Below are 23,094 nucleotides of genomic sequence, written 5' to 3'. Positions count from 1 at the left end.
ATCATTCACGCCAGCTCGGCGACTACTGCGGCCAGCGCCTGGGCCGGATCGGCCGCCTGCGCAATAGGGCGACCGATTACCAGATAATCCGAACCCGCCGCCATGGCCTCGGCTGGCGTGAGAATCCGCCGCTGATCATCCGCCTTGCTGCCAGCCGGACGAATGCCCGGCGTCACCAACTGCAGCCGGGCGAATTGCGCCTTCAATGTTTGGGCCTCCTGCGCCGAACAGACCAGGCCGTCCAACCCGGCCTCCGCCGCCAGGCCTGCCAGACGCAACACCTGCTGCTGCGGTGCTAGGTCGAGGCCGATATCGGCAAGGTCGGCCTGCTCCATGCTAGTCAGCACCGTGACGCCGATCAGCAGCGGCTTCGCCCCGCTCGCCTTGTCCAGCGTTTCGCGACACGCCGCCATCATCCGCAGGCCACCCGAACAGTGCACGTTGACCATCCACACGCCCAGCTCCGCCGCCGCCTTGACCGCCATCGCCGTGGTGTTGGGGATGTCATGGAATTTCAGATCGAGAAACACCTCGAATCCTTGTGCCTGTAGCGCTTCGACTATTTGCGGACCACAACGGGTGAACAGCTCCTTGCCGACCTTGACGCGACAAAGCGCCGGATCGAGTTGGCCGGCCAGCGCCAACGCAGCATCACGGGACGGAAAATCGAGCGCAACGATGATGGGAGTCTGGCAAGTCATAGCGATTCCTCGGCAAATTTTCGGCGCGCATTGTCGCAGAAAAAACATCGTCCAGGCGGCACGCGAGGGCGTCGCCCGCCAGGCAGTCCAATCACATAATGGCGCCGCTACGGTTCGTGACGTAAGGTGAAATGAACCGCGTCGTCATCAGGAGTAAAGAACATGCCTTGGTATATCTGGTTATTGCTGGCCCTGGTGCTCGGTACGATCGTTGGCGGGCTTTTGATGCTGCGCGCCGGCGCCCGCAAGATCCCGCTCACCGAAGAGCAGAAACAACGAATTGCCCAACGCAACGCCGAAGCGGATGCCGAAGACGCGCGGAACAGGTAGCGCCTGCTGGCAGCCAACCGTCGGTCATGTCCACCCGACCCATCACGCCGACTGGCCCGACAGTTAAAAGGGGGCTTTTGGGCCTTCATCCAAGTAATCCGTCTGCCTCCTTTGAAGGAAGCATCAATGTCATCAGTTTTCTCTTCGTTCGGAGCCGGCAGCCCGAAGGCGCAGGTCGCTTTCTCCCGACGGATTCTGCCCGGCATCGCCTGCCTACTGGCCGCAGCCCTGCTCGCCGCGGCGATCGCGGTGATACACATCGCCCGCACCATCGATCACGACGCCCTGGCTCTGGAACATTTTCTCGCTGGCAAAGCATTCGAGGCGCAGATGAATGGCATGTCCCGCCATGTCGCCGACAATGGATTCTGGGGCGACGCCTACGCCAACCTGAGCAAAGAGGTCAATCTGAACTGGGCCTACGAGCAGGCGAACCTCGGCCCTTCGCTGTATGACGATTTCGGCTATGAGGCGGTGTTGGTGATCGACGCCAGCGGTGAAACGACCTACTCGGTCATTCGCGGGGAGCTGGTGCGTATCGATGCGCGCGCCTGGCTTGGCAACGGACTCGACACATTGCTCGCCCAGGCCCGCGAAGCGCTGGAACAGGGAGAGACCGCCGTCGGCATGCTTTCGGCCGAAGGCCACCCGGCCATGGTGGCCGCCGCCGTGATGACGTCCGGCGACAGCGACGTCGAGGAAATGGACGATCCCGCCTCGATCCTGGTTTTCGCCGATGTGTTGGAGCCAAAAAGATTGCTCGACTTGGGTCAGGCTTATGCGATCAACGGCCTGCGCCTGAACGGCGAAACCGCCCGGAGCAAGGATGAAGTGCTTGCCCTGCGGACGCTTGATGGATCGCCCCTATCATTTACCTGGACGCTATCCCGGCCTGGCCGGTATCTGCTGTGGATGACCTTGCCGGTGCTCGCGGCGGTCACCCTTGGCCTTGGTCTGCTTGCCTGGTTGCTGCTGCGCCAGGCGATGAAGACCGTAAGAATCATGAACGTCAACTACGAGCGCCTGGCAAGAAGCCGTAGCGCACTGGCCGCCAGCGAAGAGCGCTTCCGCGACGTAGCGGAAGCTGCATCGGACTGGATCTGGGAAACCGACCAGAATGCCCGCCTGACGTACCTCTCCCGGCGTTTCGAGGAGATTACCGGCCACGATCCAGCCGCCTGGATTGGCCGACCGTTGATCGACCTTCTGATCACTGATCACGCGGCGCTGCAGGACTGGCTGGCCGCTCCGCACAAGACACCATTGCGCTGCAGCTACCAGGCGGCGAACGCCTGCGAGCGCCACTGCCGGCTATCCGCACGTGGAATCTACCGAAACGACGAGCTGTTGGGCTACCGAGGCACTGCCAGTGATGTCACCGAGGAAACCCGAGCCCAGGCACGCGTTCAGTACCTTTCGCAGCACGACGCCCTGACCGGCCTGCCCAATCGAAACCACTTGCGCGACTATCTGGACACCAAACTCGCCTCGCTCACCAGCGCATCCCGACTGACCGTCCTGTATATCGATCTGGACCGTTTCAAGCCGGTGAACGACACACTGGGCCACAGTGCTGGCGACGAGGTACTGACCGGCGTATCCAGCCGCCTGACGCAGTGCATCAGAGCAGACGACCTGGTCGCGCGCCTAGGCGGCGACGAGTTCGTCATGGTGATGAGTCGCCTGCAGCACAACGAAGACATCGAGCAGCTTTGCGCGCGCGTCGTCGATGCGATCAGCGAACCCTTTTTCTATGAACGTACACAAATTCATATCGGTGCCAGCATCGGTATCGCGATAGCGCCTACCGATGCGACGCAAGCCAACGAGCTGCTGCGCTGTGCGGATATCGCCTTGTATCAGGCCAAGGCGGGTGGTCGAGGGACCTGGCGGTTCTATGGCAGCGAGATGGATAAACGACTGCTGGAGCGACGCCGACAGGAAGACGACCTACGTCAAGCGATCAGCGAGGATCAGTTCGAGGTTCATTACCAGCCTCGATATTTCGGCGACGGCATGCACATCATCGGCGCAGAGGCCCTGCTGCGCTGGAAACATCCCGCTCACGGCCTGCTGCTGCCCGAGCATTTCATTCCGCTGGCAGAAGAAACTGGGCTGATAGATCCGCTCGGCGAATGGGTGCTACGTCAGGCCTGCATCGAGGCGGCAAGCTGGACAAGCGACATCATGGTTTCAGTCAACCTTTCGCCCTTACAGTTACGCAACGATGAGCTGGTTGAAGTAGTTCAAGCGGCGCTGGAACAGAGCGGGCTTGCGGCCAATCGCCTCGAACTCGAAGTAACCGAAACAGCGCTGCTCCAGGAAAGCCAGCGCACACTGGCGGTGCTCAGCGAGCTAAAAACACTTGGCGTAAGGCTTGCCATGGATGACTTCGGTACTGGCTATTCATCGCTCAGCAACCTGCGCAACTACCCGTTCGACACCATCAAGATCGATGGCAGCTTCGTTTCCGGCATGGAGCACTCCGTCGAGGACCACTCCATCGTCAAGGCGCTGATCGAACTCGGGCATGGCTTGCGCATGCGCGTCACGGCCGAGGGCGTTGAAACCTCGGAACAATTGAAACGACTTCTCGCCAATGGATGCAGCGAAATGCAGGGTTTCTACATGAGCCATCCGCTCATGACCACGGACTTCCGTGCCCTGTTGAGCGGCGTCGAGACCGAGCCATAGGTCGGAACCCTGCATAACGGTGCCCGACCGGTCAGCGCTTGAGTTCGAAATTGATCTGAGCCCCGTCGATCAGCGCGTCGTCGCGTTCCAGCCCCGGCAACAGACTGCCGCTCATTTGCACCGAGCGAGAGTCCTCGCCTGATTCGAACAACGGCGGCAGTAGCTTCAAGGCCGCTGCGTCCGGGGCAGGTTCGAGCTCCTCGGCCCAATCCTCGGGAAGGCTCAAATCCAGCTCCGGCTCGGGCAACTTGACCTGCTCGACCGCGACCTTTTTCTTCGGCGCGGCCGAAACGGCCTTCGATTCGGTTGCCGGCACGACTCGCTCGGATGGCAGCTCTTCGGGATCGCCGGTAGTAATAGGCTCGAGTTCGATCTCGATTTTAGGTGGGATATCAGTTTCTCGTTGCACGGGCGCGGTTGCGGCGTTGCGATCGACCGAAGGCTGGACCTCAGGCGCAGCCGGTGGACCAGGCTGGGACGGTAGATCGTCTCCATCACAGGCGCTCAGAAAAAGCAGCGCAAGCAGCAAACTCGACCATTTCATCTGCCAACGCCCTCCTTCCAGACGATGTAAAAACCACGGCACTCGACCAACCGATTTATCGCAGTTAACGCATGCGCATGACAGCCTGTTTGCCGTGCCTTGCTCTAGATTCCCGCCCTACCCGATCGGTTCACTGACCTGCCGACATAGCTCCCCTGCCAGCTCGCCAAGGGTCTTCAATGCCCGCTCCGCTTCGGTCGCCAACGGCAATGCGCAGTTGAGCCTCACACAGTGGTTGAACTGTTCGGTGTTACTGAAAATAAGACCGGGCGCAATGCTGATTCCGCGCTTCAGGGCCTGCTGATGCAATTCCTTGGCATTGACCCGAGCCGGCAGGCTGACCCAGAGGATGAAACCGCCCGTTGGCCGCGTCATTTGCGTGCCCTCTGGAAAGTAACGCTGCACCGCCAACTGAACGGCACTTAGATTCTTTCGATACTCATGGCGGATGTATCGCAGATGGCGATCGTATCCACCATTTTCCAGATACGCCGAAACCGCCATCTGCGTAACGCTGCAGGCCGAATGCGTGCTGAACGTCTGCAGGCGCTGTATTTCTTCTCGATAACGACCGGGAACGATCCAGCCGATGCGCACACCTGGCGAGATCGTCTTGGAGAAGCTCGAGCAGTAGATCACTCGCCCCTCTCGATCATTGGATTTGAGCGCCTTGATCGATCCCGCATCGAACAGTAGCTCGCCGTAGATATCGTCCTCAACGATTTGGATGTCGAAACTCGCCGCCAGTTTCAGCAACTGCTTCTGCCGCGCGTCGGGTACGCTGCCTCCCAGCGGATTGCTCAAGCGCGCCGTCAAGACCAAGGCTTTGATTGGCCATTGGCTGGCGGCCAGCTGCAGCGCTTCCAGGCTGAGACCGGTATCCGGATCGCAGGGAATTTCGATGACCTTGAGCCCGAGCAGGTCGGCCAACTGCAGCAACCCGTAGTAGCTGGGCGACTCGGCGGCGATCAGGTCGCCCGGTTTGGTCAGCACCCGCAACGACATCTGCAGCGCGTCGACACAACCGTGGGTGATCACCACTTCGTCCGGCCCGACGACCACGCCGGCGTCGCGCATGCGAATCGCCACTTGCCGGCGCAACGGCTCGTAACCGGGGCTGAACATATAGCTGAACGCCCACTGGCTCTGAAAGCGAGTGACCTTGGCGAGCTGTTGATGCAGGGCGCGAGCCGGCAAGTAGTCCACATGAGGCACCGCGGCCCCCAGCGGAATGAGCCCGTCGCGGCGTGATTCGCTGAGAACCTGATTGATGATGCTGCTGCGTGTGACCAGGGTTGGCCGCTCGACCTGCGCAATATCCGGTGTGGGCGCGGTCAGCGCCGGCGTGTGGTGAACGTAGAAGCCTGATTGCGGACGCGCCCGGATCATTCCCTGATCTTCGAGATTGGCATAGGCCTGCAGGACCGTCGCATGGCTGACATTCAGCTGCATGCTCATCTTGCGCACCGAGGGCACGCGCTCGCCCGGACGGTAGACGCCGCGACGAATGTCTTCGGCAAGCTGGTGTGCGATGCGCTGATAAAGCAACAGATTGGTCATTTCGTCCGGCTCCGGCAACTGAACCATAACAGTAGTACAACACCGTTATGCGAAACCAATACAGTTACCGGCGAACTCGCCGACACAGTCAGTTACGTTTGCCGTCAATAGATCAACGAGCGCTGCCCAGCTGCCCTTGCTCGTTCGAAAACAAGATCTCGACCCGCCGGTTCTGCACACGGCCACGCGCCGACGCGTTCTCCGCGACGCGGTATTGTTCGCCGTAACCGACCATTTCCATGCGCGCTGCGTCGATCCCCAGGCTCTGCAGAAAATTACCCACCGATTGGGCGCGTGCCTGAGACAAGACGAGATTTTCGGCCGCACCGCCCCGGTTGTCGGTGTACCCCTCGATGCGGATCTTGCGCTTGGGATTGAGTTGTAGAAAATGCACGACCTTGAGCAAGGTGCGATTGGCCGATGATCCCAGTTCGGCGCTGTTGGCCCTGAACAAGACATCGCCCAGAGTCATCACCAAGCCGCGCTCAGTTTCGGCTGCCGCCAGGCCAATCATCTGGTCTTCGAGCCAACGGCCCTGTTGCTGCAGATCGAGCAGCTTGGCTTCCTGCAGAGCCTGGCGCAGGCGCTCCCATTCCATCGCCTGCTGGGTGGCGAGCCGCTGATTCTGCAATTGCTCGCTGTGCTGGCGAGCGATCTCGCTGTAGCGCTTGCCGAGATAGGCGTAATGGCCAACATCTTCCGTGCTGCCCCAATAGCTGGCAAACCGCTTGGCTCTATCCAGCGATTCGGCCGCGCGCATCACATCTTTGGGCGCATCTTGAAGCACCTGTTGGTCCTCACTGACGCTTTGGAACATGGCAGCCGCTTGTTCCAGTTGCTGTTGCGATGCGTGCGTGGCGCAACCCTGGAGCCCGACGAGCGACGCCAGCAATACAGAGGCCAGAAGAATAGGCTTCACTGCAAGGCCCTCAATTGCTCACGGAGCCGTTCGATGCGGCGGTTCACTTCTGCCAGTTCTTGCTGGCTTTTATCGTTGAGCACCTTTGCCTCCGCCAGCCGAGCGTCCAGTTCAGCTTTCTCGGCTTGCAGGCGTGCTTCCCGATAATCTTCGTCTTTCATCGCAGCGACGGCAGCTGCGAACGCTTGTTCGGCCAATACCAACTCTGGAGTCGCCTGCGAAGCACCAACTGAACGAGCCTGGATCAACGCCTGCTCGGTCAGACGCAGCTGTTCGGTGGGTGCCGGATCGCTGGCGCAGCCGGCCATCATCGCCAGCACCAGCATGCATGGAAGAAGTCTTATCAAGATTGGATTCCTAGCGTTGCGAATCGCCTGACGGTGCCGGTTGGCGTTGTTTCCACCGCTCGAGATTCTCTACCAGCAGTTGCTGCGGCACGCCGGCGGCGCGCAATTCTGTCATTTTTATTGCGAGCTGTCCGCGTAGCCAAGGGCTGTTGCAGGCCGAATCGTGTGCCACAGCGAAATGCATGCCGCGGCTACCGACCGATGGCTCAAGCCGCTGCATGTCGTCCAGCACCCCCTGCGATCCGGCTTGCGCGACGGCACTGTAGCGCTCATGCAGTATGTAATCGGCCTGGCCAGCCATCAGCCTTTTCACGGCTTCCGCCAGGGAGGGAGCCGAACTCAAGCGAAGATTGTTCTTCGCATAGGTCGCTAACTCACCACCGAAACGCGTCGCTGCGACATAGGTGCCAGGCCTGTCCTTTAGATCGTCTCGACCGGAATAGAAAAAACCCGGCTCGTTGCGTACCCAAGCGGCCGTTTCCAGAACGGTGATGGAAGGATGGATGAAGTCTAGGTACGCCAGTTCTTTCGGGCTGAGCAGCGCATCGACCAGCAGGTCTACCCGGCCGCTGCGAACCTCCTCGAGCGCCTTGCCGCTATCGCCGGTGTAAAGAACCTCGAGTTTCAGATCGAGCGAGTCGGTGATCTTCTTCAGCAGCTCGGCGTTCGCGCCCACCAGACGCTTGGGGTTCTGCGGGTCGCGCCACAGGAATGGCGGGTTATCCGCGCCACCGGTCGCGATTAGCCGGTCGCACTTCGAAGCCGCCGCGCCCGCTGCAAAGGGTGTTGCCAGCAGCAAGGCGATCAAAGCGAACTGAACGGCACTGCGCATCGAGAACCTCATCATTCGAATTCGGACAGGCACCCATCGGCGCCAGACGGGATGTTACCACTGGCCGCCGCAGCCGAGCGCCCACAAAAAACCCGCTGCGAGAGCGGGTTCTTTTAAGGCGGCTCGATTAAACGAGCTGCTCGAGCTCCGGCACGATCTCGAACAAGTCACCCACCAGGCCGTAATCGGCGACTTGGAAGATTGGCGCTTCTTCGTCCTTGTTGATCGCGACGATCACTTTGGAGTCCTTCATACCGGCCAGGTGCTGAATGGCCCCCGAGATACCCACGGCGATGTACAGCTGCGGTGCAACGATCTTGCCGGTCTGACCGACCTGCATGTCGTTCGGTACGAAACCAGCATCGACTGCCGCACGCGAGGCGCCAACGGCAGCGCCGAGCTTGTCGGCCAGCGAGTACAGATGCTTGAAGTTCTCACCGTTCTGCATGCCGCGGCCGCCGGAAACGACGATTTTGGCGGCGGTCAGCTCGGGACGGTCGGACTTGGCCAGCTCTTCACCCACGAAGGAAGAAATACCCTTATCGCCAGTGCCCGAAACCTGCTCGACCGCAGCCGAACCACCTTCGGCATTGACCGGATCGAAACCGGTGGCACGCACGGTGATCACCTTGATCGGCGCGCTGGATTGCACGGTGGCAATGGCGTTACCGGCATAGATCGGGCGCTTGAAGGTATCGGCGCTCTCGACGGCGATGATCTCGGATATCTGGTCGACGTCCAGCTGCGCTGCAACGCGCGGCAGGAAGTTCTTGCCGTTGGTGGTGGCGGCAGCCAGGACGTGGCTGTAATTGCTGGCCAGACCGGCGATCAGCGGCGCGACGTTTTCCGGCAGCTGGTGGGCGTAGGCTGCATCGTCGGCGACCAGTACCTTGGATACGCCTTCGATCTTGGCAGCTGCTTCGCCGATGGCGGCGCAGTTGCTACCAGCGACGAGTACGTGAATGTCGCCACCAATGGCTTGGGCGGCAGCCACAGTGTTGAGGGTCGCAGCAGCCAGAACGGCGTTGTTGTGTTCAGCGATAACCAGGATAGTCATTTAGATTACCTTCGCCTCGTTCTTCAGTTTCTCGACCAGTTCAGCCACGGACTTGACCTTGATGCCCGCGCTGCGAGCAGCCGGCGCTTCGACTTTCAGGGTCTTCACGGTGGAGGCGGTGGTGACACCCAGCGCGTCCGGAGTCAGCACTTCCAGCGGCTTCTTCTTGGCCTTCATGATGTTTGGCAGAGACGCATAGCGCGGCTCGTTCAGGCGCAGGTCGGTGGTCACGATCGCCGGCAGGTTCAGCGCAACGGTCTGCGCGCCGCCATCGATTTCGCGCTCGACTTTCACCTTGTCGCCTTCCACTTCGACTTTCGAGGCGAAGGTGCCCTGGGCGTAGCCCGTCAACGCGCCGAGCATCTGGCCGGTCTGGTTGTTGTCGCTGTCGATGGCCTGCTTGCCGAGAATGACCAGCTGCGGCTGCTCCTTGTCGACGACCGCTTTGAGCAGCTTGGCCACGGCCAGGGAGTTGAGTTCTTCGGTCGATTCGACCAGCACAGCGCGATCGGCACCCAGTGCCAGCGCGGTGCGCAGCTGCTCCTGGGCAGCGGTCGGACCAATGGAAACCACGACGATTTCGCTCGCCACGCCCTTTTCTTTCAGGCGCACGGCTTCTTCCACGGCGATTTCGCAGAAGGGGTTCATCGACATCTTGACGTTGGCGAGGTCGACGCCGGAGTTGTCCGCCTTGACGCGAACCTTGACGTTGTAATCGACCACTCGTTTGACAGCTACAAGAACCTTCATGGATTCCTCGTTACTCTCCGGTGAATAGAATTTCGCCGAGGCGAACCGAGCCGTGCTCGAGATCCGGGCCATCGATCGGCCGTCGGACTGTTCGGCGAGCGCAAACTGCCCGTATCTTGACTGCAGGCAATAGTCGGGGTCAATAACGCATATACCCAGCTATAAACGCAGTTTCGCCATACTAAACAGGCTCGAGGGAAATTCAAACAAACGTTTGTATTGGACCCTTTACGGCGGCTATATATAATGCGCCAGCTCGGCTTGATCAGGGACACGATCCAGCCCTCCATCTATAGAACAATCAAGCCTTGAGTAGGAGATAGCCAATGGAACGCGAATATATGGAATTCGACGTAGTCATCGTCGGCGCCGGCCCCGCGGGCCTGTCCGCTGCCTGCCGACTGAAGCAGCGAGCCGCTGATGCCGGAAAGGAAATCAGCGTTTGCGTCGTCGAGAAGGGTTCCGAAGTAGGCGCCCACATTCTGTCTGGCGCCGTGTTCGAGCCGCGCGCACTGAATGAACTGTTCCCCAACTGGAAAGAACTCGAAGCGCCGCTCAACACCCCGGTCAAGCGCGACGACATCTATCTGCTCAAGAACGCCGAAGCGGCTCGCAAGCTGCCCAATGCACTGGTCCCCAAAACCATGCATAACGAGGGCAACTACATCATTTCGCTCGGCAACCTTTGCCGCTGGCTGGCCCAGCAGGCAGAGAACCTGGGTGTCGAAATCTACCCAGGCTTTGCCGCCCAGGAAGCACTCATCGACGACCAAGGCGTGGTTCGCGGCATTCTTACCGGTGACCTCGGCGTGGACCGTGAAGGCAACCCGAAGGAAGGCATGTATACACCCGGCATGGAACTGCGCGCAAAATACACGCTGTTCGCGGAAGGCTGCCGCGGTCATATCGGCAAGCAGCTGATCAATCGTTTCCAGCTCAATGCCAATGTCGATCCGCAACATTACGGCATCGGCATCAAGGAGCTGTGGGACATCGACCCGGCCAAGCACGAACAGGGCCTGGTCGTGCATACCGCAGGCTGGCCACTCGACGACGAAAACACCGGCGGCTCTTTCCTTTATCACTTGGAAAACAACCAAGTGGTGGTCGGCCTGATCGTCGACCTGTCCTACAGCAACCCGTTCCTCTCCCCATTCGATGAATTCCAGCGCTACAAGCATCACCCGGTGATCAAGCAGTACCTGGAAGGCGGCAAGCGTGTTTCCTATGGTGCACGTGCCATCGCCAAGGGCGGCATCAATAGCTTGCCGAAGATGGTTTTCAACGGTGGCGCACTGATCGGCTGCGACGCCGGCACACTGAATTTCGCCAAGATCAAGGGCAGCCATACCGCAATGAAGTCCGGCATGCTGGCCGCCGAAGCGGTGGCTGACGCCTTGTTCGCGGGCCGCGAGGGTGGTGACGAGCTGACCGGCTACGAAGAAGGCTTCAAGGCCAGCTGGCTCTACCAGGAGCTATACGCCAGCCGCAATTTCGGCGCTGCGATTCACAAGTGGGGTGCGGTTAAGGGTGGCGCGTTCAACTTCATCGATCAGAACATCTTCGGCGGCAAGATTCCGTTCACGCTGCATGACACCAAGCCGGATTACGCATGCCTGAAGACCGCAGCAGAATCGAAGAAGATCGACTATCCCAAGCCTGACGGCAAGCTCAGCTTCGACAAGCTCAGCTCGGTGTTCCTCTCCAACACCAACCATGAAGAAGAGCAGCCGGTTCACCTCAAGCTGACCGATCCAAGCATTCCCATCGAGAAGAATCTGCCACTGTACGACGAGCCCGCGCAGCGCTACTGCCCGGCCGGCGTCTATGAAGTGGTAGCCAATGACGATGGCAGCAAGCGCTTTCAGATCAACGCGCAGAACTGCGTGCACTGCAAGACCTGCGACATCAAGGACCCTGCCCAGAACATCACCTGGGTAGCGCCGGAGGGAACCGGGGGGCCCAACTACCCCAACATGTAAAACAAGAAAGGCTCCTGCGGGAGCCTTTTTCATATCCATTGTTTCGGCTGGTCCAAAATGCGTATCGGACGGATCGCCTCATTCAGTCATGACTATTCAGCGCGTCCGATCGGAAAGAATTGCCCGCTACTCCAGACACCCAGCCAACCGGCATCGTCAATTTCTCGCGGCACGGCCAGTTCCACCAGCTGATAGAAGACGTTGCGATGAATCAGCGCTTCGAGGTTGGCCCGCACATGCACATAGGGCGCCGGCTCTTGACTCGTTGGGTCAAGTTCGACGCGCATGGGATGCTCCGGCCCTGCTTCGGCTTCATCGCCGACATTGGTGACGAAGCGAAGCACCTGCGCCTCGCCACTCCCCTCCACTTCCAGCCCAACCGCCACGAAAGGCGCATCGTCCACCTTGATGCCAACCTTTTCTACCGGCGTCACCAGAAAGTAATCATCGCCGTCGCGCCGGATGACCGTGGAAAACAGCCGTACCATCGCAGGCCTGCCGATCGGCGTGCCCATGTAGAACCAGCTGCCGTCACGGGCGATTCGCATGTCCAGATCGCCACAGAACGGCGGGTTCCACAGGTGTACCGGCGGCATGCCCTTCTTCTCAGCCTTCGGAATCTGGCTCAGCAGATCCGCAGCTTTCCCAGAATTGCTCATAAGCGACTCCTCAGCGACTAAGGCCTGTCAGGCGCCGGGCATAGTCGCGCAAAGGCGGCCCCAACAGTACCTGTGGTGTCGCGTCATAAATGTTCAACAGTCCGCCACGGCTTCGAATACGCGCCGTATCGACCAAATATCTAGTGCTGGTCTCGATGAGCATCAGCTGAATCACGCTGGTGTCCACACCCAGACGATCCAGAGCGCGCTGATCGTTGAACTCATCGAAACTACCGATGCGGTCGTCTGCAGCGGCAAAACGTGTGTATAGCAAGTAATGGGCACCTGCGGAGGCCGCCTGGTTCAACGCTTCCTCCAACCCGGCAGGTTCAGGGGCACGACGGACGAGCGGAAAGTACTCGACGAAGCCCTTGAACGCCTCCTCGGCAACCACGTTTGGCCGCGGATAGGCATCGCCCGGCGGGACGAAGTGGCCCTGAGCGATATAGATGAACGAATCGGGCTGCAGACGCCAGGATGCCGATCTCACCGTCTCACTGTGATCGAGAATGCCCACGTCTCGCAGTTGATGGCGAGTACTCTCAGCCATATCGCTGACCTTCATACACCCGCTCAATAGCAACACGGCTGCGATAAGGCTCCACACATTCATCATCGTTCCTGCCTCTGGCGGAAAACCGGCGGATAGCAAAGCGATGCAGCAAACGAGCCAGTTCTACGCAAGCGCTAAGACCACCTCGCCATGCATAGCGCAGCGGATTTGCAATGGCGCTGCGGTCTGCGCCGACAAACCGCCTGCCCGGGTTAAAAACATTCTTTGGGCGCTCGATAGCGGACGTATATCCGCAGCGAAACACGAATGCATTCCAACGACTAGAAAACACGTTCAACAAAGAGCGCTTACTGAGCGCAGTTCTTACTGACGAAAGCCGCCCTAACACCGCGGGAAACTGCAACAAGCGTAGTCAAATACGCCAGCTGCGGTCGAGTCAAAGTCGCAGTAGTCGTCCCGGTAACTTGTTCCATTTCTTAAGCACTGCAATGGAGTGAAGCTGGCTCGATCAACCGCTCGTGGCGATTCCGTCGCACGGCTGGTGACTGATCGAGTCATAAGCCTGACGAAACGGATCTGGAGGCTTAATGACCAATCAAGAACAACTGGCCCTGCTTGAGGAGCTCTTGCTTGCGCGTGGTCCCGCAGGCCAGGAGGAAGAAGTCAGGGAAATATGCCGGCGCGAATTGGAACAGTGCTGCGACGAGGTCTGGCAGGATCCAGCAGCAAACCTCATCGGCCGCATCAAGGCTGTCGGCGTTCCGCGTGATGAAGCGGAGCGCCTTTCAACGCGCGTGATGGCCCATCAGGATGAGATTGCGATGGTCGTCAAACGCATAGACGCTGATGGTCGCTTGAGGGTTGTGGCGCTGGGCGGGGCGTTTCCAGTCAATTTCGGCATGTGTCCGGTGGATATTCTCGCAGACACACAAACGGTTGCCGGCGCGCTGTCCTTCGGCACCATGCACGGGACGAGCGAGTCGAGCCAGTCGATGCACGTGCTCAAAGGAGACGTGCAATGGACCGACGTGCATGTGATTACCCGATACAGCAAGGCGGAACTCGGCGAGCTAGGCGTGCGCGCCGGCACGCGGGTGGTGCTGAGCCAGCATTGGCGCAAGCCATTCCTAATACGAGATTGCGTTGCAGCCCACTTCCTCGATGACCGAGCGCCTGTCGTCGCGGCGCTAGTAGCTGCCAGGCGCCTGGCAAAGCGACGGGATGAGTTGCGCGGTGACGTGCTAATTGTCCTGACGACCAATGAAGAGGAAACCAACTCCGGGGCGCAGTACGCAGCCCGGACCTTGCCGGGCTCGGTGCGCATCGCGCTTGAGGTTGGGCCGATAGCCGCCGAGTACGATACGCGCCTGGCGCTCGACCCCATCGTGCTGACCGGTGATGAGAAGGGCTACTACTCCAAGCAGATATCGGATGGCCTGCTTAAAGCGGCTGAACGCTGCGGTTACTGTCCACAGCCTGCCTTAATGCCCGGATTCGCGTCGGATGCCAGTGCCGTGCTCGGTTCGGGATCCTCACCCCGCGCCGCTTGCCTGGCGATTCCAACCGAGAACACGCACGGCTACGAGGTCATCTTGCAAGAGAGCATGGATGCGTGTGCCAGAACGCTGGTCGATTATCTGGTTTCACTCGAATAGCGCGCCGCGTTTAGATTGCCGGTCGTCGGGATACAAGCTTGTTGCCATTCCGTCATTCGGAGAGCGTCCCCCAACCGGAACGACCGGCTCGATATCGCGGATGGGGATGCACTCAACGGGTTACAGCTCTGTTTGCCCGGCGCCTTTTCACCTGACGCGGTGGGCTAATCGCGCTTGCGCTTATTACCCATGCGCACACCAATATCCATTAGGAACTGGAAGAAACCTTCCTGATCCTCCAGCACATTGCTCCAGAACGGCGAGTGATAAAGCGCTACCGCACCATGCACCAGCGCCCAGGCGGCGCAATAGTGAAAATAGGGAGGCACATCTTCCAGCTTGCCTTCGGAAATGCGGCCCTTGATCAGCTGGGTCAGATGCTCGAAGTTGGAGGCGCGAATGCGGTGAAGCTCCTCGACCATATCCGGCACCTGATTGCCCTTGACGACTTTCTCCTCAAGACGATCGAACAGGCGATAACGCTGCGGATCACCCATGCGGAACTCGAAATAGGCACGCGACAGCGCCTCTTTGTCCTGGTCTAGGTTGGGCGCATGCAGAAGCTCATTCAGATCCCGCTCGTAATCGAGCATAAGCCGCAGGTAAATCTCCGCCTTGGATTTGAAATGCTTGTAGATGGTGCCTTTGCCGATGCCAACCATGTCAGCGATCATCTCGACGGTAACGCTGTCCTCTCCCTGCTCCAAGAACAGCTGGAGCGCAGTATCGAGAATCTCTTGCTCGCGACGGCGGAATTCGCGGACCTTCCGGGGTTCAGTTTGCATAAGAAGCTGCAGCTCAGAGTAGAAGCAGACGATTATGCCTATCCAGTCAGAAAATGCACGGAACATTCCCATGAGCACATTGAATGACGAATTTCCTCAGATCGAAGGCTTACGGTACCTGAACCATGCTGCGGTCGCGCCCTGGCCGCGCCGAGCCGCCGACGCCGTCACTGCGTTCGCCCAGCAGAACATAACGCTCGGCGCGCGCAACTATCCGCAATGGCTTGCGGTCGAAACCAGCCTGCGCGGCCGCCTGGCCAGATTGCTCAACGCTCCGTCGTCGGCTGATATCGCCTTGGTCAAGAACACTTCCGAGGCGCTTTCGTTCGTGGCATTCGGTCTGGACTGGAAAGCAGGTGACCAGATCGTTATCAGTAACGAAGAGTTCCCGTCCAACCGTGTGGTCTGGGAGGCATTGAAACCTCAGGGTGTCGAAGTGCTACAGGTCAACCTGAAGGGCGACGATCCTGAGGCTGACCTGTTGGCCGCCTGCGGTCCGAAGGTGCGCCTGATGGCGATCAGCGCCGTGCAGTACGCCAGCGGATTGCGGCTTGACTTGCCGCGCCTTGGCGAAGGCTGCGAACAACGCGGAGTCCTGCTCTGTATCGATGCGATCCAACAGTTGGGAGCCCAACCATTCGACGTTCAGCGATACCGCTGCGCCTTCGCCATGGCCGATGGCCACAAATGGCTTCTGGGTCCCGAGGGGCTCGGCGTCTTTTACTGCCGCAGCGATCTGCGCGCCAAGCTGAAACTTCATGAATACGGCTGGCACATGCTCGAACATGCTGGCGACTACGAGCGCAGCGATTGGCAGCCAGCCCGCAGCGCACGTCGTTTCGAATGCGGCAGTCCGAACCTGCTGGGGGCCATGGCACTAGACGCCAGCCTGTCCCTGCTCGAAGAAGTCGGCATGAACGAAGTAGGCTTAGCGCTAGCAGAGCGCGTCGACTTTCTGCAGCACGAACTGTCAGCCATGCCCGGCGTCGAGCTACTGAGTCCTGCCGACCCGACGCGGCGCGCCGGTATCATCACATTCAAGATCGATGGTTGGGACAATCAAGCATTGTTCGAACGCCTCAAGGCGGAGCAGATCGTCTGCGCGCTTCGTGGCGGAGGGATACGGTTTTCGCCACACTTCTACACGCGCCAGGAGGTCATCGAGCAGTCGCTGGCAGTGATTCGTGGCCTGCTCGCAAAGTGAGCGCAATCAAGGTACGAGCAGCTATTCCAAATCCGTTTAAGAACGGCATCAATCGCGCCTGCAAAGTTGTCGATCAGGACCAATACTTCAAGCACTGGCCGCGCAATCCCCCAATGCTCGGCCAGCTGAGGGAGCGAGGAACGTGACCTCATACTCCTAATGGTCTTGACCCGGCTCCTTTGAGGCCGGGTTTTTTTTGCCTAGCCAGCTGAACGGCTCTTCAGGCATGCCTGGCGCGCCGACTGACGAGCCGAAGCTGAAAGCAGACCCAGATGAATAGCGCCCAGAACGGAATGGCGATAATCGACGTACGGAGCCCCGGCATCGAGAGCATGATGGCTGCGATCAGGGCCACGAACGCCAGACAAAGGTAGTTGCTGAACGGGTACCAAAACGCCCTGAACGAAGGTTGGACGCCCTGCTCCCTCATCGCCTTGCGGAATTTCAGATGAGCAAGACTGATCATTGCCCAGTTGATCAGCAGCGCAGCAACCACAAGCGACATCAACAGTTCGAGCGCATTCTGGGGAAGCAAGTAGTTCACCAATACGCAGAGCATGGTCACTGCCGCCGAGAAAGCGATCGCCAGCACCGGCACCCCACGACGATTCACAGTCATCAATACTTTGGGCGCATCGCCCTGCTCGGCCAGGCCATAGAGCATCCGGCTGTTGCAGTAAACGCCGCTGTTGTAGACAGAAAGCGCCGCTGTCAGCACCACGAAATTCAGGACATGCGCAGCGGTATCACTACCTATCAGTGAGAATATCTGCACGAAGGGGCTACCGCTGTAAGGATCGCCCGCGGCCCCCAGCGTTTCCAGCAGGCTGTCCCAGGGATACAGCGCCAGCAGCACACTCAGCGCTCCGATATAGAAAATCAGGATGCGGTAGACAACCTGATTGATGGCCTTGGGAATGACGGTTTTCGGATCCGATGCTTCAGCAGCGGTGATCCCGACCAGTTCAAGCCCGCCAAAGGAAAACATGATGATCGCCAGCGCCATGACCATGCCGCTGATGCCGTTGGGAAAGAATCCGCCATGGCTCCACAGGTTGCTGAAGCTGGCCTGCTCGCCGCCTTTGCCGCTCAGCAACAGATAGAGGCCCAGCGCGATCATGCCGACGATGGCGCCGACCTTGATGATCGCGAACCAGAACTCGGTTTCACCGAAGGCCTTCACGTTTACCAGGTTGATGAGGTTGATCAGTACGAAGAAAGCCGCCGCGGTGGCCCAGGTTGGCACTTCCGGCCACCAGAACTGCACGTATTTACCGACCGCGGTTAGCTCAGCCATCCCCACCAACACATAGAGCACCCAATAATTCCAGCCCGAGAGAAAGCCAGCGTAGGGTGCCCAGTACTTATGCGCAAAGTGGCTGAAAGAGCCGGCAACCGGCTCCTCGACGATCATCTCGCCCAGCTGCCGCATGATCAGAAAGGCGATCAATCCTGCAATGGCGTAGCCGAGAATCATCGACGGACCGGCACTGCGAAGCACGCCTGCCGAACCGAGAAAGAGCCCCGTGCCGATAGCGCCACCGAGCGCGATGAGCTGGATGTGCCGGTTTTTTAGGCCGCGCTGAAGCGGCCCGGTATGCAGCGAATCGCTGGACATGGCGTCACCTTGTTGGGTCTGTGACGAGAAACGGCGCGGCCCGTGATGAGTGGAGATACGGAGCCAAGCGGAACCATCGTGTCCGCATGCCGATTGTCGACATGCGGACCGAAGCGGCGCGAATTGTACACGGCATCAGCGATCGAGAGATTCAAACAAGCGCATCGCTTCGACTGATAGGTGTTAATCAGCCACGGACCCGAGCCAAGGGAAACAACCGCTTGAAGTTATTCGTGGTTTGCTCAGCCAGGACCTCGAAATCGACACCACGCAACTGCGCAAGAAACTCGGCGACCTCACGTACGTACTGCGGAAGGTTCGGTTTACCACGGTAGGGAATCGGAGCCAGATAGGGCGAATCCGTCTCGACCAGCAAGCGATCCGCTGGAACGCGGCGGGCGACGTCGCGAAGTGCGTCGGCATTTCGAAAGGTGACGATCCCGGACAGCGAGATGTAGAACCCAAGATCCAGCGCGGCCTTCGCCATCTCCCAGTCCTCCGTGAAGCAGTGCAGTACTCCAGCCTGCGGCAACGCCGCTTCGCCAAGCAGTTCCAGCGTGTCGGCACGAGCCGCACGGGTGTGAACGATTACCGGCTTGCCGCTCGCTTTCGCCGCGTCCAGGTGAAGACGAAAGGATTGTCGCTGCAACGCAGCAGCTTCCGGTTCGTAGTGGTAATCCAGGCCCGTCTCACCGATTGCCACGACATGAGGGTGTTCCAATTCCTGCAGCAGCCACTCAAGCGCGGGTTCCGCACCCGGATCGAGGTCCAGCGGATGTACACCGACCGAGCAGTCGACATCGTCGTAACGCTCTGCCAAAGCCTTTACAGCCGCCGTATTGTCGGCACTGACGCCAATGCAGAGAAAGTGGCCAACGCCACGTTCACGCGCAGCGACCAGGGCCGCATCAAGAGAACCTTGATGCGCAGTGAGATCGAGACGATCGAGATGACAGTGGGAATCTACCAGCATTTGAACACGCTACTCATCAAGCCATGACCGGCGTGCATTGTAGAAGAAAGGAAGCTGCAAGCGATCAGAGAGGGCTGCGCTGGAGCTCGCTTACATCGTGTGTGTCGGTCGATCGGACTTCATCGCGCCGGCCAGATAGGTTTCGATCTTGTTACGAGCGGTTGAATCGCCTTCGTTGAATTGCACGCCGATACCGGCTGCCCGGTTGCCCTGCGCACCCTTAGGTGTAATCCACACGACCTTGCCGGCGACCGGAATCTTTTCCGGCTCATCCATCAGACTCAGCAGCATGAACACTTCGTCGCCGAGCTTGTAGGATTTGTTGGTGGGGATGAACAACCCGCCATGCTTGATGAATGGCATGAACGCGGCATAGAGCACCGACTTGTCCTTGATCGTCAGAGACAGAATGCCGTTACGCGGACCAAGGTTTGCAGGCAGACTCATGCGGTATTCCCTAACGACTATTCCAAAGGATTCTAGCTTGGTCCGGACAAGCTTGCCCACTGCACCAAGAGCGCTTCGAGAAGCAAGACACGGTTGAGGTTGGCTTTACCCAGCACTTTCTGTCGATGGGCCAGTAGCCAGTCCTGCAACGCTAGCAGCTTGGCAGGTGAGGTTTTCTGCGCCAGGTACTGAATGACCTTCTGCATATCGGCGGCGCCAAGCTCTTCCTCATCACCGGTCATCTGAAAACGCAGAATCAGGTGGGCCCATTCACAGAACCAGTCGAACAACAGAATCAGCGATAGCGGGTTCCAGGCTTCGGCCAACTGACTGGGCGATTGCTGCCGTTTTAGCAGCTTCTTCACCCCATCCACCACCTGCACACGCATCTCCAGCACGCCTACAGCGTGCAGTTTGAGCGCCGCCAAGGGCGAATCCGCCGCAAGCGTCAACAGCTCCTCGCGCTGAGCCGCCGACAGCTCCGGAAGCTTGCCTGCAAGCCAGTCCAGGCTTTGCTGACGGACCGGCAACGGGCAGCTCTGCTGAACACAGCGGCTTTTGATCGTCGGTAGCAATCGACTGGGCTGATGACTGATCAACAGCAACACGGTATTGCCTGCTGGTTCTTCGAGGCTCTTGAGGAGCGCGTTGGCAGCGTTCAGATTCATCGCCTCGGCCGGTTCGAGCAGCACCACCTTGCGCCCGCCGAGCTGCGCGGTCTGGCTGACAAATCCGACCAGTTGGCGGACCTGATCGACACGAATCGCCTTGTCCGCTTCTTCCGGCTCCAGAATGTAATGATCGGGGTGGGTTTGAGCGGCAAGCAGCATGCAGCTCTTGCACTGCCCACAGGCTCCGCTCGGCGCCGGCTGTTGACACAGCAAGAGTGCCATCAGGCGTTCGGCCAGCGCGCGCTTGCCGATGCCGGCCGGACCGTGCAGCAGGTAGGCGTGGGCATGTTGCTGGCGGCCTGCGAGCAAGCGCCACAGATCGGTTTGCCACGAAAGGATGCCTTCAGCCACGGGCACGCTCGAACAGCTCAGGCAACAGCGCGTCCAGATCCTGCTGCACTGCGGATAATGGCTGCCCCGCATCGATCACGCGATAGCGTTGCGGAGCCTGGCGGGCGCGGTCGAGATAAGCGCTACGCACGGCCTCGAAGAACTCCAGCCCTTCCTGCTCGAAGCGATCGAGACGCCCGCGCGCGGCGGCACGGCTCAGCCCGACTTCCACAGGCAGATCGAAGATCAGCGTCAGGTCCGGACGCATGTCACCCTGCACGAAACACTCGAGCTGCTCGATGCGCTGAACCGACTGGCCACGCCCACCGCCTTGATAGGCATAGGTGGCATCGGTGAACCGATCACATAGCACAATGGCGCCCCGCGTCAGCGCAGGTCGAATGACTTGAGCCAGATGCTGCGCCCGCGCCGCGAACATCAACAGCAACTCCGTGTCGCTGGACATGGGCTCATCCGCAGGCGTCAAAAGGAGGTCCCGGATTCGTTCGGCCAGCGGCGTCCCGCCGGGTTCTCGGGTCAGTACGACATCGAGGCCGCGGTCGCGAAGACACTGAGCGAGATAGTCACGGTTGGTGCTCTTGCCCGCACCTTCCGGCCCTTCCAGGGTAATAAAGAGTCCTGTCACTGGTTAGTCTCGGTCGGTGCCGGAGCTTGCTGCGGCGGTGGGCTGGAGCGATAGTCGGCGCGGCGCTTGAGCTGATATTCACGCACCGCACGGTTGTGCTCGCTCAACGACTCGCTGAAAACATGGCTACCGTCGCCACGCGCGACAAAATATAGACTTTTGCCGTCTACCGGATGCAACGCAGCATGAATGGCCTCGCGCCCGACCATAGCAATCGGCGTCGGCGGCAGCCCGCTGTTGGTATAGGTGTTATAAGGCGTCGGTCTGCGTAGATCGTTACGGGTAATCCGACCTCTGTATCGCTCGCCCATGCCGTAGATGACGGTAGGATCGGTCTGCAGCAACATGCCCCGCTCCAGCCTGCGCACGAAGACGCCGGCAATCTCGCCGCGCTCCGATGGCACACCGGTTTCCTTTTCGATGATCGAAGCCATGATCAATGCCTCGTACGGATCCTGATAAGGCAAACCTTCGCTGCGCTGCTGCCACTCTTGCGCCAGAACGGTTTCCAGGCGCGTAAAGGCCCGCTTAAGCAATTCGAGGTCGGTTACACCACGGGTGAAATTGTAGGTATCGGGGAAGAAGCGTCCTTCAGGATGCAGACCGGGATGGCCGAGCCGTTCCATGACTTCGTTATCGGACAGACCTGTGATCGTTTGTTGGATCGTAGGCATTGTCTCCAGCGCCACGCGAACTTGGCGGAAGCTCCAACCCTCGACGATTGTCAAAGCGTATTGCACAACCTCGCCGCGCTGCCACAGCCCGATCATGTCGCGCGCGGTCATCGCTGGTTGCAATCGATACTCCCCGCTGTGCAATGTTTGCCCGGAGAGATTCAGCCGCCAGTACAACCTCAGCCAGAACGAGTCGCTTAGCGTTCCCTCTTGCTCCAGCCTTTGGAACAAGCCACTGGGCGTATCACCGGATCGGACCTCCAGCGTGTGCGCCTCGCTGAGCTGCAACGGCTGCTCCAACGTGGCGTGGAGTTTCCAGGCGGCCAGGCCGAGCGCCACCGCGGCGACCAGCACAGCGCCCAGGAATGCGAAAGTCAGTTTTCGAATCACGTATTACTCGACAGATCATCAACCAGGCGTTGAAGTTTACGTGTGAGCGGACCTACCGGCCAGACGCGCGCTTCCAACTGCCGCACCGGCCAGATGCCATACAGGCTGTTGCACACGAAGACTTCGTCAGCACCAAGCATTCGCTCGAGCGAGAGATCACAGACCTGGAGCGGCATTCCGGCCTGTCGCGCCCGATCGAGAATCTCTTCACGCATCACGCCAGCCACGCCACATCGCTCGAGCGATGGCGTCAGCAGTACACCGGTTTCAACGATGAACAGGTTACTGAAAACAGCCTCGACGATACGTCCAGAGGTATCGCGCATCAATCCTTCGGCAAAAGCTGGGTCATGCCATTCGGCGCGCGCTAGTACCTGCTCCAGGCGATTCAGATGTTTCAGCCCAGCGAGAGCAGGCTGCTCGGCAAGACGAGTTTTACAGGGATACAGGCGCACGCCCACCGTAGAGCGTTCAGGCGCGTAGGCCGGCAGCGGCGCGCCCGTCAGCACTGTCCGGGGCCGACAGGCTAACGGCGGACCGTAGCCCCGCAGACCATCGCCGCGCGTCAGAATCAGCTTGGCTACACCCGTCTCCAGCACGGCGCTGAACGCCATGATCTGCGAACGCAGAGCATCTACATCAAAAGGGATAGCGAAACGCTGGCAACCGAGACCGAGGCGATTCAGATGACGATCGAGCAACTCCGGTCGCCCGTTCATTACCTTTATAGTTTCGAACAGGCCGTCACCGTATGCGAATCCGCGATCATGAACGGGCAGCCCATTGGCAGGCTGCCCGTCTACCCAGCTCAA

23 protein-coding genes are annotated in these 23,094 nt (G+C 59.6%); 5 read left to right on the top strand and 18 right to left on the bottom strand.

All coding sequences use genetic code 11. The annotated features are described in order from the left end of the window. Positions 1 to 5 precede the first annotated feature (5 nt). Positions 6 to 701 carry an orotidine-5'-phosphate decarboxylase gene (gene pyrF / locus V6943_RS14855; protein WP_340554207.1) on the bottom strand — a complete coding sequence of 232 codons (696 nt, stop codon included), beginning with the start codon at positions 699 to 701 and terminating at the stop codon, positions 6 to 8. Between the two features lie 162 nt (positions 702 to 863). On the opposite strand from pyrF, the gene V6943_RS14850 reads away from it, so the two are divergent. Next, positions 864 to 1,031 (top strand): DUF2897 family protein, encoded by a 168-nt coding sequence (locus V6943_RS14850; protein WP_131650080.1) that lies wholly within the window; start codon positions 864 to 866, stop codon positions 1,029 to 1,031. A gap of 126 nt (positions 1,032 to 1,157) precedes the next feature. Then, complete coding sequence (locus tag V6943_RS14845) at positions 1,158 to 3,725, top strand: bifunctional diguanylate cyclase/phosphodiesterase (RefSeq protein ID WP_340554204.1); 2,568 nt, start codon at positions 1,158 to 1,160, stop codon at positions 3,723 to 3,725. A 31-nt stretch (positions 3,726 to 3,756) separates the two neighbouring features. On the opposite strand, the gene V6943_RS14840 is transcribed toward V6943_RS14845, so the two are convergent. The 7 genes from V6943_RS14840 to V6943_RS14810 all read right to left on the bottom strand — a co-directional run bounded on the left by V6943_RS14840 (position 3,757) and on the right by V6943_RS14810 (position 9,734). Beyond that, positions 3,757 to 4,269 (bottom strand): hypothetical protein, encoded by a 513-nt coding sequence (locus V6943_RS14840; protein WP_131650078.1) that lies wholly within the window; start codon positions 4,267 to 4,269, stop codon positions 3,757 to 3,759. A gap of 117 nt (positions 4,270 to 4,386) precedes the next feature. Continuing rightward, a complete protein-coding gene (locus V6943_RS14835; protein ID WP_340554203.1) occupies positions 4,387 to 5,829 on the bottom strand; it encodes an aminotransferase-like domain-containing protein in 1,443 nt (480 codons plus the stop codon). A 112-nt stretch (positions 5,830 to 5,941) separates the two neighbouring features. Further along, positions 5,942 to 6,748 carry an OmpA family protein gene (locus tag V6943_RS14830; protein WP_340554201.1) on the bottom strand — a complete coding sequence of 269 codons (807 nt, stop codon included), beginning with the start codon at positions 6,746 to 6,748 and terminating at the stop codon, positions 5,942 to 5,944. Next, complete coding sequence (locus V6943_RS14825) at positions 6,745 to 7,056, bottom strand: DUF4398 domain-containing protein (RefSeq protein WP_131650510.1); 312 nt, start codon at positions 7,054 to 7,056, stop codon at positions 6,745 to 6,747. Before V6943_RS14825 ends, V6943_RS14830 begins: the two co-directional genes overlap by 4 nt. 49 nt (positions 7,057 to 7,105) lie before the next feature. Next, on the bottom strand, positions 7,106 to 7,939 hold the full coding sequence (locus V6943_RS14820; protein ID WP_131650508.1) for a substrate-binding periplasmic protein: 834 nt from the start codon (positions 7,937 to 7,939) through the stop codon (positions 7,106 to 7,108). A 115-nt stretch (positions 7,940 to 8,054) separates the two neighbouring features. Then, positions 8,055 to 8,984: an electron transfer flavoprotein subunit alpha/FixB family protein gene (locus V6943_RS14815; RefSeq protein ID WP_340554199.1), complete on the bottom strand. Its 930-nt coding sequence runs from the start codon at positions 8,982 to 8,984 to the stop codon at positions 8,055 to 8,057. Beyond that, positions 8,985 to 9,734, bottom strand: a complete 750-nt coding sequence (locus V6943_RS14810) for an electron transfer flavoprotein subunit beta/FixA family protein (RefSeq protein ID WP_340554197.1) — start codon at positions 9,732 to 9,734, stop codon at positions 8,985 to 8,987. 326 nt (positions 9,735 to 10,060) lie between these two features. Between V6943_RS14810 and V6943_RS14805 the strand changes: the two genes are divergently transcribed. Continuing rightward, positions 10,061 to 11,716, top strand: a complete 1,656-nt coding sequence (locus V6943_RS14805; RefSeq protein WP_131650074.1) for an electron transfer flavoprotein-ubiquinone oxidoreductase — start codon at positions 10,061 to 10,063, stop codon at positions 11,714 to 11,716. 92 nt (positions 11,717 to 11,808) lie between these two features. On the opposite strand, the gene V6943_RS14800 is transcribed toward V6943_RS14805, so the two are convergent. Together V6943_RS14800 and V6943_RS14795 are read right to left on the bottom strand one after the other, a co-directional pair. Next, positions 11,809 to 12,375, bottom strand: coding sequence for a DUF1285 domain-containing protein (locus V6943_RS14800; protein ID WP_340554195.1), 567 nt, complete (start codon positions 12,373 to 12,375; stop codon positions 11,809 to 11,811). Positions 12,376 to 12,385: 10 nt separating this feature from the next. Further along, the gene (locus V6943_RS14795) at positions 12,386 to 12,991 is read right to left on the bottom strand and encodes a DUF4823 domain-containing protein (RefSeq protein WP_340554193.1); all 606 of its coding nucleotides are present in this window, start codon (positions 12,989 to 12,991) and stop codon (positions 12,386 to 12,388) included. A 485-nt stretch (positions 12,992 to 13,476) separates the two neighbouring features. Here V6943_RS14795 and V6943_RS14790 point away from each other — a divergent pair, with 485 nt between their 5' ends. Then, positions 13,477 to 14,544, top strand: a complete 1,068-nt coding sequence (locus V6943_RS14790) for a M42 family peptidase (protein WP_340554191.1) — start codon at positions 13,477 to 13,479, stop codon at positions 14,542 to 14,544. A gap of 164 nt (positions 14,545 to 14,708) precedes the next feature. On the opposite strand, the gene V6943_RS14785 is transcribed toward V6943_RS14790, so the two are convergent. Beyond that, positions 14,709 to 15,329 (bottom strand): TetR/AcrR family transcriptional regulator, encoded by a 621-nt coding sequence (locus V6943_RS14785; protein WP_181100806.1) that lies wholly within the window; start codon positions 15,327 to 15,329, stop codon positions 14,709 to 14,711. 70 nt (positions 15,330 to 15,399) lie between these two features. Between V6943_RS14785 and V6943_RS14780 the strand changes: the two genes are divergently transcribed. After that, positions 15,400 to 16,533 (top strand): aminotransferase class V-fold PLP-dependent enzyme, encoded by a 1,134-nt coding sequence (locus V6943_RS14780; protein ID WP_340554188.1) that lies wholly within the window; start codon positions 15,400 to 15,402, stop codon positions 16,531 to 16,533. 220 nt (positions 16,534 to 16,753) lie between these two features. On the opposite strand, the gene V6943_RS14775 is transcribed toward V6943_RS14780, so the two are convergent. From V6943_RS14775 to pabC, 7 genes are all read right to left on the bottom strand, one after another. Beyond that, the gene (locus V6943_RS14775; protein WP_181100799.1) at positions 16,754 to 18,151 is read right to left on the bottom strand and encodes an amino acid permease; all 1,398 of its coding nucleotides are present in this window, start codon (positions 18,149 to 18,151) and stop codon (positions 16,754 to 16,756) included. 187 nt (positions 18,152 to 18,338) lie between these two features. Continuing rightward, a complete protein-coding gene (locus V6943_RS14770) occupies positions 18,339 to 19,124 on the bottom strand; it encodes a TatD family hydrolase (RefSeq protein WP_131650067.1) in 786 nt (261 codons plus the stop codon). Between the two features lie 90 nt (positions 19,125 to 19,214). Next, positions 19,215 to 19,571, bottom strand: a complete 357-nt coding sequence (locus V6943_RS14765) for a PilZ domain-containing protein (protein WP_131650066.1) — start codon at positions 19,569 to 19,571, stop codon at positions 19,215 to 19,217. Between the two features lie 32 nt (positions 19,572 to 19,603). Then, a complete protein-coding gene (locus V6943_RS14760; RefSeq protein WP_231752225.1) occupies positions 19,604 to 20,593 on the bottom strand; it encodes a DNA polymerase III subunit delta' in 990 nt (329 codons plus the stop codon). Continuing rightward, complete coding sequence (tmk, locus tag V6943_RS14755; RefSeq protein WP_181100794.1) at positions 20,586 to 21,218, bottom strand: dTMP kinase; 633 nt, start codon at positions 21,216 to 21,218, stop codon at positions 20,586 to 20,588. Before tmk ends, V6943_RS14760 begins: the two co-directional genes overlap by 8 nt. After that, positions 21,215 to 22,282 (bottom strand): endolytic transglycosylase MltG, encoded by a 1,068-nt coding sequence (gene mltG, locus V6943_RS14750; RefSeq protein ID WP_340554184.1) that lies wholly within the window; start codon positions 22,280 to 22,282, stop codon positions 21,215 to 21,217. The genes tmk and mltG overlap by 4 nt, the downstream gene beginning before the upstream one ends. Continuing rightward, positions 22,279 to 23,094: an aminodeoxychorismate lyase gene (pabC, locus tag V6943_RS14745; protein ID WP_340554182.1), complete on the bottom strand. Its 816-nt coding sequence runs from the start codon at positions 23,092 to 23,094 to the stop codon at positions 22,279 to 22,281. Before pabC ends, mltG begins: the two co-directional genes overlap by 4 nt.

The organism is Pseudomonas sp. CBC3 (assembly GCF_037967085.1).
Taxonomy (GTDB): domain Bacteria; phylum Pseudomonadota; class Gammaproteobacteria; order Pseudomonadales; family Pseudomonadaceae; genus Stutzerimonas.
This window is presented reverse-complemented; position numbering and strand designations above follow the sequence as displayed.

Coding starts and splice junctions, on each gene's coding strand:
- V6943_RS14815 (WP_340554199.1), bottom strand. CDS start 8,984: ATGACTATCCTGGTTATCGCTGAACACAACAACGCCGTTCTGGCTGCT.
- V6943_RS14775 (WP_181100799.1), bottom strand. CDS start 18,151: ATGTCCAGCGATTCGCTGCATACCGGGCCGCTTCAGCGCGGCCTAAAA.
- V6943_RS14810 (WP_340554197.1), bottom strand. CDS start 9,734: ATGAAGGTTCTTGTAGCTGTCAAACGAGTGGTCGATTACAACGTCAAG.
- V6943_RS14785 (WP_181100806.1), bottom strand. CDS start 15,329: ATGCAAACTGAACCCCGGAAGGTCCGCGAATTCCGCCGTCGCGAGCAA.
- V6943_RS14845 (WP_340554204.1), top strand. CDS start 1,158: ATGTCATCAGTTTTCTCTTCGTTCGGAGCCGGCAGCCCGAAGGCGCAG.
- V6943_RS14790 (WP_340554191.1), top strand. CDS start 13,477: ATGACCAATCAAGAACAACTGGCCCTGCTTGAGGAGCTCTTGCTTGCG.
- V6943_RS14840 (WP_131650078.1), bottom strand. CDS start 4,269: ATGAAATGGTCGAGTTTGCTGCTTGCGCTGCTTTTTCTGAGCGCCTGT.
- V6943_RS14770 (WP_131650067.1), bottom strand. CDS start 19,124: ATGCTGGTAGATTCCCACTGTCATCTCGATCGTCTCGATCTCACTGCG.
- V6943_RS14800 (WP_340554195.1), bottom strand. CDS start 12,375: ATGAGCAATTCTGGGAAAGCTGCGGATCTGCTGAGCCAGATTCCGAAG.
- V6943_RS14765 (WP_131650066.1), bottom strand. CDS start 19,571: ATGAGTCTGCCTGCAAACCTTGGTCCGCGTAACGGCATTCTGTCTCTG.
- V6943_RS14780 (WP_340554188.1), top strand. CDS start 15,400: ATGAGCACATTGAATGACGAATTTCCTCAGATCGAAGGCTTACGGTAC.
- V6943_RS14820 (WP_131650508.1), bottom strand. CDS start 7,939: ATGAGGTTCTCGATGCGCAGTGCCGTTCAGTTCGCTTTGATCGCCTTG.
- V6943_RS14825 (WP_131650510.1), bottom strand. CDS start 7,056: ATGGCCGGCTGCGCCAGCGATCCGGCACCCACCGAACAGCTGCGTCTG.
- V6943_RS14850 (WP_131650080.1), top strand. CDS start 864: ATGCCTTGGTATATCTGGTTATTGCTGGCCCTGGTGCTCGGTACGATC.
- V6943_RS14835 (WP_340554203.1), bottom strand. CDS start 5,829: ATGACCAATCTGTTGCTTTATCAGCGCATCGCACACCAGCTTGCCGAA.
- V6943_RS14805 (WP_131650074.1), top strand. CDS start 10,061: ATGGAACGCGAATATATGGAATTCGACGTAGTCATCGTCGGCGCCGGC.
- V6943_RS14795 (WP_340554193.1), bottom strand. CDS start 12,991: ATGATGAATGTGTGGAGCCTTATCGCAGCCGTGTTGCTATTGAGCGGG.
- pyrF (WP_340554207.1), bottom strand. CDS start 701: ATGACTTGCCAGACTCCCATCATCGTTGCGCTCGATTTTCCGTCCCGT.